This window comes from Mesorhizobium sp. CA14, from assembly GCF_020165195.1.
Lineage (GTDB): Bacteria > Pseudomonadota > Alphaproteobacteria > Rhizobiales > Rhizobiaceae > Mesorhizobium.
In genome coordinates this window covers 21315-33171 of record NZ_JAIUHR010000042.1, presented here as the reverse complement: position 1 = coordinate 33171, position 11857 = coordinate 21315, and the positions used below count along the sequence as shown (strand labels likewise).

Here is an 11857-nt window from a genome sequence, read left to right as displayed (position 1 = left end):
AGTAGGCAGTAGGCAGTAGGCAGTAGGCAGTAGGCAGTAGGCAGTAGGCAGTAGGCAGTAGGCAGTAGGCAGTAGGTGCCGTCGTTCCCTAGCCCTACTGCCTATTCCCTACTGCCTACGCAGTGATATCGATCACGCCGCAATCGCCGGCGGCGCTGCCGAACACGACGCGGCGTTCTTCCTTGTCCCACATCATCGACGTGATGGCGCCCTTGCCGGGGCGGCGCAGCAGCACTTCCTTGGCGTCGGCGAAGCGCGCCGCAATCACCATGCCGTCCTCATAGCCGATGGCCACGACGTCCTGGCTGGGATGGCAGACAACACAGGTCACCATGGTGTTGCCGCGCGTGCCGAGCTCCAGCGGCGCCTTGCCTATCGGCCCGTCTTTGCTGGCGAACGGCCACAGGATCGCCGCAGGCGCGCCGGAACTCGCCAGCCATTTGCCCTTCACGCTCCAGGACAGGCTCTTCACCTTGCCCGGATAGCCGCTCATGCGCATGTGCTTGCCGTCGGCGAGCTTCCAGCCATGCAGTGCGTTTTCCTGCATGGTGGTGATCAAAAAGGCGCCGTCCGGCGAAAAGGTGATGCCGGTATGAGCGCCGGCCCATTCGAGTTCCACCGGCTTGCCTTCGGCCGCCGGGAAATGCAGCGTCGCGCCATTGTAGCGGGCGACGCCGAAACGCATGCCCTTGGGCGAGAAGGCGAGTCCCTCCACCGAGCGCGGATGGCTAAATTCCTTGATCTTGCCGTCGGCGAAACGCACGAAGGCGGTCTTGCCCGAAGCATAGGCGACCGCGCCCTGCGGTCCGGCAGTCACGCTGGTCACCCATTTCCTGCCGGCGCTGGCCAGTTCGCCCACCTCGCCGCCGGCCTTCACGGCAACCACCTTGCCGTCCTCGCCGCCGGTGATCAGCCGGTCGTTCGCCGCGTCGTGGAAGGCGGCGAGCAGGCCGTCATTGGCCTGCACTGTCTTATGCCCGTTATCCAACCGGTGGATTGAACCGTCGGCAAGTGCGAAATGCGGCACGTCGTTCAGGAAGACGGCGGCAACGCAATGGCCTTCGAGATCAAGCGGGGCGACTGTGGGCATGCAAGCGGTCCGTTCGAGATTAGCCGGCGCGGCTAGGTGTGACTCCCCTTCTCCCCTTGTGGGAGAAGGTGGATTGGCGCGCAGCGCCAAGACGGATGAGGGGTGTTGGACGGATCGCCGCCTTTGCCAGGCTGGAGCACCCCTCATCCGACCTCGCTTCACGAGGCCACCTTCTCCCACAAGGGGAGAAGGGAAGAAGGGCAGCGCTAGCGCCTGAAAGTCAGGAAATCAAGCCGCCTGGCAGGCCTCAAAACTCTTCCTGAGCCGCTCGGCGTCGAGGTCGCGGCCGATGAAGACCAGCCGGCTCTCGTGTTTTTCGCCGTCCTTCCAGGCACGTTGATGGTCGCCCTCGAGGATCATGTGCACGCCCTGCAGCACATAGCGGTCCTCGTCGCCCTTCAGCGCAATGATGCCCTTCAGCCGCAGGATGTTGGGTCCCTCCATCTGGGTCACCTTCTCGATCCAGGGGAAGAACTTCTTCGGGTCCATCTCGCCGCCGCGCAGCGACACCGACTTCACCGTCACGTCATGGATGTCGGACGGATGGTCGTGATGATGATGGTGGTGACCGTCATGATCGTGGTGGTCGTGATCATGATCATGATCGTGCGCCTCGAGGAAATGCGGATCGTTCTCCAAGGCGCGCGACAGGTCGAAGGCGCCGCGGTCGAGCACTTCGTCCAGCGCCACGCCGGCGCGCTGGGTGCGATGGATCCTGGCCGCCGGGTTGATGGCTCGGATCGTCGCCTCGACCTTTTCGAGCTCTTCCGGCGTGACGAGGTCGGTCTTGTTCAGCACCACCACGTCGGCGAAGGCGATCTGGTCCTCGGCTTCCTTGGAATCCTTCAAACGCAGCGGCAGATGCTTGGCGTCGACCAGCGCCACCACCGCATCGAGCTTGGTCTTGGTGCGCACGTCGTCGTCCATGAAGAAGGTCTGCGCCACCGGCACCGGATCGGCAAGGCCCGTGGTTTCGACGACGATGGCGTCGAAGCGGCCAGGGCGTTTCATCAGGCCTTCGACGACGCGGATCAGGTCACCGCGCACCGTGCAGCACACGCAGCCATTGTTCATCTCATAGATTTCCTCGTCGGATTCGACGATCAGGTCGTTGTCGATGCCGATCTCGCCGAACTCGTTGACAATGACGGCGTAGCGTTTGCCGTGGTTCTCCAACAGGATGCGGTTGAGCAGCGTCGTCTTGCCCGCGCCGAGATAGCCGGTGAGAACGGTTACGGGGATTTGCGTCTGTGCATCGCTCATGGTTTGCCTCGAAATCTTGGCTCGAAAATCCTGGATTGTCGGCCTCATATAGGATGGGTGCCGCGCTTTTGCACGCGCCAAACCGATGGGCCAGGCCGGCCCTCCATGCGGGATGGCGCCAAGCACGGGTCAGGGGCGGCCGAGGCAGGCCAGACGCAAGAAGCCGCGCGGACGCCCGATGGCCTTCACCAGCATTCGCAGTGAATCTCGCCGGCGCAAAAGTCGTTTGTCATCTAACTGAAATAAACATCTGGCATCACCTGCGCGGGCACCGCAATGCTTGCCGGCAAAGCGTTCCGCAAGCCGGATTCTTAGAGATCGTCATTTGCCAACCGTCGGGCAGCCTCTATGCTGGACGCGCCGGTTCGGCCGAAGGGGAATGACCATGGCCAAGGCGGACAAGACAGCGACAATGAGCCGGCTGCATTCGGCGGCAAGGCTGGCGCGCACGGCGCTGGCGGCGCGGCTTCTGGCGCATGGTTTTTACGCCGGCCAGGACCAGATCATGCTGGCGCTCGACCGCGAGGACGGCCAGACCCCCGGCAATCTCGCCGGCAGGCTCGGCGTCCGCCCGCCGACCATCACCAAGACCATCAACCGGCTGCAGGCCCAGGGTTTTCTTGAAAAGCGCGCCTCCAACGCCGATGCCCGCCAGGCCCATATCTTCCTCACCGAATCCGGCCGCGAAACCATTCGCGCCATTGAGAAGTCGGTCAAGAAGACCGAGAAACAGGCGCTGAGAGGCCTCGACAAGAAGGACCAGAAGGCGCTGTTCAAGCTGCTCGCCCGCATCGAGGCGAATCTCTCGAACGAAGATCTGGTCCTGATCGACGACGACGCGGAGTTGGATGAGGCGTGACTCGCAGCGTCATCGCTCAGGCGCGATGCGCAGCATCGTCGCTTCACGCACCATCTAAGCACCGGTTTGCGGAAAGGGCGACGATGCTGCGCATCGCGCTTGGGCGCTAACCACCGGACGTCTCGCGGCTTCGCGACGACGCTGCGCGTCGCGCTTACGCGTCGCGCACCAGCGCCGCCCAGCGGCCCGGCGTCATCCCGAACGCCTTCTTAAAATGACGGTTGAAATGGCTCTGGTCGCTGAAGCCGGCGCCGGCGGCGATTTCCGCCAGTGGCTCGCCCTCGGAGATCATGCGCCGCGCCTTTTGCAGCCGGCGCATCAACAGGAAGCGATGCGGGCTGGTCGAATAGGTGGCGCGAAAATGGCGCGACAGCGCGTAGCGGTCGAGGCCGGTAACGGCCTCCAGCTCATCGGAATGCACCGCCCGTTCGGCATTCTCCTCCAGATAGTCGCGGGCAAGCGCTGCCGCGCGCCATGCGGTCCTGGGCGTTGATTTTGCCGGCTTTCCGGCGTGGCGTCTCAGCTGTTGCGCCAGCTGCGCAACGAAATCCACCACGAACAGGTCGCCGAGCTCTTCATCCAGCGGCCCCAGCGCCGAGAGCAGCGTGTCCCGCAGCGCCGGATCGTCGACCACGGCGTCGCGCACGAAAGGCAGCGGCTCGCCATCGAGGCAGTCGAGCAGCAGGGACGGCTCCAGGTAAAGGATCCGGTAGCGCAGCCCGTCTTCCGTTCCGGCGCCGCCATCGTGCAATTCGTCGGGGTGCAGCACGATCACCTTGCCCGGCAGGCTGTGTTGCAACGCGCCGCGATAATGGAAGCGCTGCACGCCATGCAAGGTCACGCCGATCGCGTAGGTGTCGTGCCGGTGCAGCTCGAAGGCGTTGCCGTGGAAGCGCGCTTCGATGCGTTCGAGGCCAAGCCCGCCCGGCGCCGAAACGATGCGATCGCCGTCGGCCGCATCCGCGCACGAACGTTCAAGACCTTCCTGTGCTTCCGCGCCTAGAGCCTGCGCCATCGCCTTGTTCCGCCCGCCATGGGCCAATTCGGAGTCTCAATCTTGGTGTTCGATACGAAAATTGCAATTGTCCTCAGAGAGGATCTGCCGGTGTGGCAGAAGCTCAACGTCACCGCGTTCCTGACCAGCGGCATCGTCGCGCAGTTCCCCGAGATCATCGGCGAGCCGTATCGCGACCGCGCCGGCAACCGCTACAACCCGATGTCGATCCAGCCGGTCATCGTCCTGTCGGCCGATGCCGAGACGTTGGGCGCGATCCATCGCCGGGCATTGGAGCGCGGCGTGACGACGTCCGCCTATATCGAGGAGATGTTTTCAACCGGGCACGACCTCGCCAACCGCGCCGTCTTCGCCGAATTCGGGCCGCACGATGCCAAGGTCGTCGGGATCGCCATGCGCGGCGAGAAAAAGCTCGTCGACAAGATCACCAAGGGCGCCCGCATGCATGGCTGAATGGGTGGCAAGCGCCTTCGCCCGGAGGGCGATTGCGAACGCTTGGGTTAGCTTCGGCCTCACAGCTTGGGCATCCTTGGATCTTCGCGCTCCACTTGGCGTCTGTTCCGCCGTGGATGACGACGTCGCGGAGGCTTCGGACAATCCCTCGGCGATCAGCCTGAACGCCCATCACGTCGCGATGGGCATTGAAGCCAATCGCCAACAGACAATGCGCTCGAAACAGTCCGAAGCGCTTGCTGGGCCAGTCGCTTTTGGCTTGCTGGCCAGCGGCGATTGCCGCAGAAGGGTAACGTCTATCTTTCTCGGCCCGACCTTGAGCATTCCCAAAAACAGCGACGACAGCGCCACGCCGCCCGCGGCGGTGCTTCTGATGCTTTGCGTCTATGTCTGCTTCACCTTTCTCGACACCTCCAGCAAATATCTGGTGCTGGCCGGCGTCTCGGCGTTGATCGTCGCCTGGACCCGCTTCGCGGTCCATGTCCTGCTGGTCGGCCTTTTCCTGCGCGGCTGGCGCGAGCCGGCGCGTTTTCGCGCCAACAATCTGCCGGCGCATATACTGCGCGGCTGCATGCTTTTCGGCTCGACCATGTTCAACATCCTGGCGCTGAGGACGCTGCAGCTCGCCGAGACCACCTCGATCTATTTCTTCGGTCCGATGGTCATCACCGCCCTTGCCGGCCCGCTGCTCGGCGAATGGGCCGGCTGGCGGCGATGGCTGGCGATCCTCACCGGCTTCGTCGGCGTCCTGATCATCACCCGGCCGGGCGTCGGCGTGTTCGGCATCGGCCATCTTTTCGCGCTGGGCTCGATGTTGTCGAACAGCTTCTACGTCATCATGACGCGGCGCATGTCCTCCACGGAAACATCCGAGAGCCTGATACTGTTCTCGGCGCTGGCGCCGTCGGTGCTGCTGGCCCCGATGCTCGCCTTCGCGCCCGCGCTGCCCCACGGCGGCTTTCAGTGGTTCGTCGTCCTGATGCTGGGCGTATTCGGGGCAGGCGGCCACTATCTGCTGGTCCGGGCCTATCGCCTGGCGAGCACGACCCAGTTGGCGCCTTTCCCCTATTCGCAGATGGTGTGGATGATCATCTCCGGCTGGCTGATCTTCCATCAATTCCCCGACCGCTGGACGTTGCTCGGCGCTGCCATCATCGTTGCCAGCGGCCTCTACATCATTCACCGCGAGCACCGGCTTCGCGTGCGCAACTCGGCCTCGCTCGACACCGAGGCCGAGGCGCTGGCGAAAAAACTTTGATTTGCTCCCGATCGATGGCATAAGGCCGAATTTAAACAATTTAAAGACCCTGGGGAGCGAAGGGCACTGGCACAGAAGATCAAGCTTTCGACGATCGCGGATGCGCTCGGCGTCTCCACGGCAACGGTATCGCTGGCGCTGCGCGACAGCCCGCTGGTGGCGGGCTCCACGCGCGAGCGCATCAAGGAGCATGCCCGCGCCATCGGCTATATCTACAACCGCCGCGCCGCCTCGTTGCGCACCTCGCGCTCCGGCATTGTCGGCGTCGTCGTGCATGACATCATGAACCCCTTCTTCGCCGAGATCCTGCGCTCGATCGAAAGCGAGCTCGACCGCAGCCGCCAGACCTTCATCCTCTCCAACCATTACGACCAGCTGGAAAAGCAGCGCACCTTCATCGACACGTTGCTGCAGCTTGGCGCCGACGGCGTCATCATGTCGCCGGCCATCGGCACGCCGGCCAAGGACATCATCATGGCCGAGGAAAACGGCCTGCCGGCGGTGCTGATCGCGCGCACCGTCGCCGGCGCCGATGTGCCGGTGTTCCGCGGCGACGACGCCTATGGCACCGCGCTTGCCACCAACCACCTGATCTCGCTTGGCCACAAGCGCATCGCCATGGTCGGCGGCACCGACCAGACCTCGACCGGCCGCGACCGCTACCAGGGCTATCTCAACGCGATGGAGACGGCCGGCTTGGAGGCGAAGCCGTCCTGGCGCATTCCCGGGCCGCGCACCAAGCAGGCGGGGTTCGAGGCTGCGGGACAGTTTCTGGCGCTGAAGGACAAGCCCACCGCCGCCTGCTGCTGGAACGATCTGGTCGCGATCGGGTTGATGAACGGCATCGCGCGCGCCGGCCTCGTGCCGGGCGTCGATATCTCTGTGACCGGCTATGACGATCTCGAGGAGGCGGCAATCGCGACACCGGCCCTGACCACGGTCTGGAACGGTCAGCGCGAGGTCGGCCGCCGCGCCGCCAGCGCCCTGCTCGACAAATTGAACGGGCAGGCGGTGCGGCCATCGCAGGAACTGATCAAGCCGGAGCTGCATGTGCGGCAGTCGACCGGCAAGCCGGTGGAGCGTGCATGACCAGGGCCGAAGGAAAATTGCCGGTCGCCATCCTGGTGCCGGGCGATTTCAACGACCATGCCGTCGGCCGCATCGACAAGGCGTTCAAGCCTGTGCGGATCGAACGCGCCGACCCTGCGCTGGTCACGGACGAGATGCGCGCGACGGTGCGCGGCATCGCTTCCTACGCAGGCATCAGCGCGGCGATGATCGACGCGCTGCCCAATCTCGAGATCATCGCCAGTTTCGGCGTCGGCTACGATTCGGTCGACGCCAATTATGCGGCCAAGCGCGGCGTCATGGTCACCAACACGCCCGACGTTTTGACCGAGGAGGTCGCCGACACCGCTATCGGTCTTTTGATCAACACCGTTCGCGAGCTCTACGCCGCCGAGAAATGGCTGCGCGACGGCGACTGGGTGGAGAAGGGCAATTATCGCCTGAGCCGGCTTACCTTGCGCGGCCGCAGCGTCGGCATTTTCGGCATGGGCCGCATCGGCCGTGCCGTCGCCCGCCGCATCGAAGCTTTCGGCCTGCCGATCGCCTATCACAACCGCCGCAAGGTCGAAGGCCTGGCTTATGAATATCATGCCACTTTGAAGGGGCTTGCCGAAGCCGTCGACACGCTGATCTGCATTGCCCCGGGCGGCGCCTCCACCGAGAAGGCGATCGATGCCGCGGTCTTGTCGGCGCTGGGCTCGAACGGCGTCTTCATCAATATCGGCCGCGGCTCGACGGTGGACGAGGCAGCGCTGGCCGGCGCTCTTAAGGGCGGCGCCATCGCCGCCGCGGGGCTCGACGTCTTTGCCGACGAGCCGAACGTGCCGCAGGCCCTGCTCGATTCGCCGAACGCCTCGCTTCTGCCGCATGTCGGCTCGGCATCGGTCCACACCCGCCGCGCCATGGCCGATCTCTGCGTCGACAATCTCGTCGCCTGGTTCACCGATCGCCGGCCGCTGACGCCGGTGCCGGAGACGATCAACGTCAAGGCGCGCAGCTAGAGCAATTCGGGGGAAGCTTTCAAACGGGTTTTCCATCCATGGAAACGTCGAACCGCTCCAGGCGCTTTCGCCACATTTGTTAATGCTCTGGCAGCCTCATTAACTCCCACTTAACTCTTTGAAATCATTTTCCATACTGGTTGAGTGTGGAGAAGCGGCGTGAAACTGGTTGCCGGGTTGGTTGCGTCGGTTGCGTTGTTCGGAGGCGCGCATGTCCTCTATGACGGCGAGGGCCAAGGCACGGCTGTCGAGACCGCCTCCTCGAGCAGCTATCGATTGACGGCCAATGGCGATGAAGCCGCTTGCGCTGTTCGGCGCGGAGCTCCGGTCTCCGACGGCCTGTCGCGTCTCGACGTCGCTCCGGGCTGCCGCAAGCTGATGCCCGGCATCGAGCGGGTTAAATTCTGGCGCGAGCAGGCGGACGGCTCGGTCGCTTTCAGCGAGAGCGGCGTCGATCCGATCGTCACCTTCGGTGTTGCCGATGGCGACGGCTACGAATCCTACGCGCCGGCCGCGCCGCTGCTGGCGTTGAACAGCGACGGCGACAACTGATTTAAGCGGAATGTTTATTCCGCCGCGGCGCGGGCGCCCGCTTTCGCCGCCGCGTGCAGCCGCACGGCATCGCCGAAGGCCTTGAAGATCTTGGCGGAATTGCCGTCCGACTTCACCCAGTATTCGGGGTGCCACTGCACGCCGACCGCGAAGGCCCGCGCGTCCTTGACCGAGACCGCTTCGATCGTGCCATCGGTGGCCAGAGCCTCGACCTGAAGCCTGGAGCCCAGCAGGTCGATCGCCTGGCGGTGCAGGGAATTCACCTTGATCTCGCCGGCGCCAAACACGCCGGCAAGGCAGCTTCCGGGCTTGATCGAAATCGTCTGGTGGATGCCGAAGCGCTCGTCCTGACTGTCGCTCACCGGCGCGCGGTGGTCGAGCGAGCCTTCGCGCTCCTGGATTTCGGTGCCCAGCGTGCCGCCGAGCGCAACGTTCAGTTCCTGGATGCCGCGGCAGATGGCAAGCAGCGGCACGCCGCGCTCGAGCGCCTTGCGGATGAGCGGCAGCGTGGTGGCGTCGCGCGCCGGGTCGTAGGGGCCGTTGGCCTCGCTGGGATCGCCGCCATAGAGCGAGGGATGCACGTTCGACTTCGAGCCCGTCACCATGACGCCGTCGACCGACGACAGCAGCTCGTCGAAATCGAGCCGATCGCCGAAGGACGGCACCAGCAGCGGGAACACGCCGGCGCCGGCGACCGCCGCTTCCAGATATTGCTGGGGCGCTGCGTGCCAGGTGTAGTTGTCGAACTGGCGGACGTCGGACGAGACTGCGACGAGCGGCTGCTGCATTTTGGGTTTGGTTTCCATCAGGCCAAGGAATTGTTCTGCCTATAAAATAAGCGATCCGTCGCGGCTTTTCCATGGCAAGTTTCGCCGCCTCGCATGGGCCAGACAAGAGAACGTTAGACTATAGTTGCAGTGGGCCGCTGAATGGCTGCAACCTTGGCCCGCAGCGCTGGACTCGACTTCTTGCCTGTGTATGTTTCTCCCCAACCGGTCCGGACATAGAGGATGTCGCGGCATCGGTCAGCTGATCCGCAGGGAGGAAACTTAATGGATCGTCGTTCATTCATTCGCAAGGCCGGTGCCTCCGGCGTGGGCGCAGCCGCAGCAGCCGCGGCACTCGCCACGCCGGCCATTGCCCAGTCCAATCCCAAGGTGACCTGGCGGCTTGCATCGTCTTTTCCGAAGTCGCTCGACACGATCTATGGCGGCGCCGAAGTCTTCTCTAAGATGCTGTCGGAAGCGACCGACGGCAATTTCCAGATCCAGGTCTTCGCGTCGGGCGAGTTGGTGCCTGGCCTGCAGGCGGCCGATGCCACCGCCGCCGGCACCGTCGAAGCGGCCCACACGGTCGCCTATTATTATTGGGGCAAGGATCCCACCTGGGCGCTCGGCGCCGCCGTCCCCTTCTCGCTCAACGCGCGCGGCATGAACGCCTGGCACTATCATGGCGGCGGCATCGACCTGTTCAACGAATTCCTTGGGGCGCAGGGACTGTTCGGCCTGCCGGGCGGCAACACCGGCGTCCAGATGGGCGGCTGGTTCCGCAAGGAAATCAACAGCGTCGCCGATCTGTCGGGCCTCAAGATGCGCATCGGCGGCTTTGCCGGCAAGGTCGTCGAGAGGCTCGGCGTGGTGCCGCAGCAGATCGCCGGCGGCGACATCTACCCGGCGCTGGAAAAGGGTACCATCGACGCCGCCGAATGGGTCGGCCCGTATGATGACGAGAAGCTCGGCTTCTACAAGGTCGCGCCCTATTACTACTATCCCGGCTGGTGGGAAGGCGGCCCGACCGTCCATCTTTTGTTCAACAAGGCGAAATACGAAGAACTTTCGCCGACTTACAAATCGCTGCTGCGCACCGCGGCGCAGGCCGCGGACGCCAACATGCTGCAGAAATACGACTATGTGAATCCGCCGGCAGTGCGGCGGCTGGTGGCCGGCGGCGCTAAGCTCAGGCCGTTCAGCCAGGAAATCATGGCCGCCTGTTTCGAGAAGGCCAACGAGGTCTATGCCGAGATGGAATCCAACAACGCGCCGTTCAAGAAGATCTGGGAATCGATCAAGGCTTTCCGCAAGGAGCACTATCTCTGGGCCCAGGTCGCCGAATACAACTACGACACCTTCATGATGGTGCAGCAGCGCAACGGCAAGCTGTAGGAAGATTAGCCCCTTCTCCCCGTCACTATACGGGGAGAAGGGCGCCGTCATCGGCGGTTTCGCCAATCGCCGACGTTTCAAGGCAAAGGGCCGTGGGTCAGCTTCGGCCCGGCACCACCAGCACCTTGACCTCGCCCGGCGCCGGCGGGTTGGCGATTACGTCGGGCGCCTCCTCCAGGCTGACCTGCCTCGAGATCAGCCGGTCCACCTCGATCGCGCCGGAGGCGATCAACTGCGCCGCCCTTCCATGCGTGAACGGATTGAGGAAGGAGCCGAGCACTTTCAGTTCGCGAAACAACAGATCGAAAGGCTCGATTTCCACCTTCATGCCTTGCGGCACCACACCGACAATCACGACCGTGCCGCCCGCCTTTGCCATCCGCATCGACTGCTCGACCGTGTCGCGCACGCCGGCGCATTCCAGCACCACGTCGACGCCCCCGGGCGCCAGGCCGTTCGGCCCCGCGACGGCCGCGATCGGATCGCCGGCGCTTGGGTCGATCGTCGCGGTCGCGCCAAGCTGCTCGGCAAGCGCGGCGCGAGGCCTGCCTGGTCGACAGGATGATGGTCGCCGCGCCCGCGAGCTTCGCCAGCTGAACGACGAGCAGGCCGATGACGCCGCCGCCGAGCACCACCACCGACGCGCCCGGCCGGATCGCGGCAAGGTCGACGCCGTGCAGGCAGCAGGCGAGCGGCTCGCAGAAAGCGCCATGCGTCGGCTTGAGGTTTGCGGGCAGCCGGAAGGCCTGCTTGTGCGGCATCATCACATAGTCGGCAAAGCCGCCGTCGCGGTGGATGCCGATGGCGCTCAGATTGCTGCAGAGATTGACGCGGCCGGCATGGCAATGGGCGCAGCGCCCGCAGGCGATGTTCGGATCGCCGGTGACCCGGTCGCCGACGGCAATGCCCGACACCGCCTGGCCGACGGCTTCGACGATGCCGGAGAATTCATGGCCGAGCGTCACCGGCGGCGTGCACGGAAACTCGCCATGGAAAAGGTGCCGGTCGGTGCCGCAGACGCCGCAGGCCTCGATGCGCACCAGAACATCCTCCGGTCCCGGCCAAGGCTTGTCCACCTCGCGAAGCGCGATGCTGCCGATTGCTTCCAGCCGGACGGCTCTCATGACGCGATCACC

11 protein-coding genes and 1 pseudogene are annotated in these 11857 nt (G+C 64.5%); 7 read left to right on the top strand and 5 right to left on the bottom strand.

Annotated features, from left to right (window positions below):
• Window positions 1-115: 115 nt before the first annotated feature.
• Window positions 116-1090 (bottom strand): WD40 repeat domain-containing protein, encoded by a 975-nt coding sequence (locus LB565_RS28440; protein WP_224589397.1) that lies wholly within the window; start codon window positions 1088-1090, stop codon window positions 116-118.
• Between the two features lie 228 nt (window positions 1091-1318).
• Window positions 1319-2353: a CobW family GTP-binding protein gene (locus tag LB565_RS28435; RefSeq protein WP_224589396.1), complete on the bottom strand. Its 1035-nt coding sequence runs from the start codon at window positions 2351-2353 to the stop codon at window positions 1319-1321.
• A 385-nt stretch (window positions 2354-2738) separates the two neighbouring features.
• Between LB565_RS28435 and LB565_RS28430 the strand changes: the two genes are divergently transcribed.
• The gene (locus LB565_RS28430; RefSeq protein WP_027169177.1) at window positions 2739-3212 is read left to right on the top strand and encodes a MarR family winged helix-turn-helix transcriptional regulator; all 474 of its coding nucleotides are present in this window, start codon (window positions 2739-2741) and stop codon (window positions 3210-3212) included.
• Between the two features lie 154 nt (window positions 3213-3366).
• Here LB565_RS28430 and LB565_RS28425 read toward each other — a convergent pair whose 3' ends face one another.
• On the bottom strand, window positions 3367-4227 hold the full coding sequence (locus LB565_RS28425; protein ID WP_224589395.1) for an AraC family transcriptional regulator: 861 nt from the start codon (window positions 4225-4227) through the stop codon (window positions 3367-3369).
• Window positions 4228-4272: 45 nt separating this feature from the next.
• On the opposite strand from LB565_RS28425, the gene LB565_RS28420 reads away from it, so the two are divergent.
• From LB565_RS28420 to LB565_RS28400, 5 genes are all read left to right on the top strand, one after another.
• Window positions 4273-4680 (top strand): DUF2000 family protein, encoded by a 408-nt coding sequence (locus tag LB565_RS28420; RefSeq protein WP_224589394.1) that lies wholly within the window; start codon window positions 4273-4275, stop codon window positions 4678-4680.
• Window positions 4681-5053: 373 nt separating this feature from the next.
• Window positions 5054-5938, top strand: a complete 885-nt coding sequence (locus LB565_RS28415) for a DMT family transporter (protein ID WP_224589400.1) — start codon at window positions 5054-5056, stop codon at window positions 5936-5938.
• 66 nt (window positions 5939-6004) lie between these two features.
• On the top strand, window positions 6005-7027 hold the full coding sequence (locus tag LB565_RS28410) for a LacI family DNA-binding transcriptional regulator (protein WP_224589399.1): 1023 nt from the start codon (window positions 6005-6007) through the stop codon (window positions 7025-7027).
• The gene (locus tag LB565_RS28405; protein WP_224589393.1) at window positions 7024-8007 is read left to right on the top strand and encodes a 2-hydroxyacid dehydrogenase; all 984 of its coding nucleotides are present in this window, start codon (window positions 7024-7026) and stop codon (window positions 8005-8007) included. The genes LB565_RS28410 and LB565_RS28405 overlap by 4 nt, the downstream gene beginning before the upstream one ends.
• Window positions 8008-8166: 159 nt before the next feature.
• Window positions 8167-8559 carry a hypothetical protein gene (locus LB565_RS28400; protein ID WP_224589392.1) on the top strand — a complete coding sequence of 131 codons (393 nt, stop codon included), beginning with the start codon at window positions 8167-8169 and terminating at the stop codon, window positions 8557-8559.
• A 14-nt stretch (window positions 8560-8573) separates the two neighbouring features.
• Here LB565_RS28400 and LB565_RS28395 read toward each other — a convergent pair whose 3' ends face one another.
• Window positions 8574-9347, bottom strand: coding sequence for a gamma-glutamyl-gamma-aminobutyrate hydrolase family protein (locus LB565_RS28395; protein ID WP_224589391.1), 774 nt, complete (start codon window positions 9345-9347; stop codon window positions 8574-8576).
• A 264-nt stretch (window positions 9348-9611) separates the two neighbouring features.
• Here LB565_RS28395 and LB565_RS28390 point away from each other — a divergent pair, with 264 nt between their 5' ends.
• Entirely contained in the window at window positions 9612-10721 is a 1110-nt protein-coding gene (locus tag LB565_RS28390; RefSeq protein ID WP_224589390.1) for a TRAP transporter substrate-binding protein, read from the top strand.
• 97 nt (window positions 10722-10818) lie between these two features.
• Here LB565_RS28390 and LB565_RS28385 read toward each other — a convergent pair.
• A pseudogene (locus tag LB565_RS28385) lies at window positions 10819-11845 on the bottom strand (zinc-dependent alcohol dehydrogenase family protein).
• Between the last annotated feature and the right edge of the window lie 12 nt (window positions 11846-11857).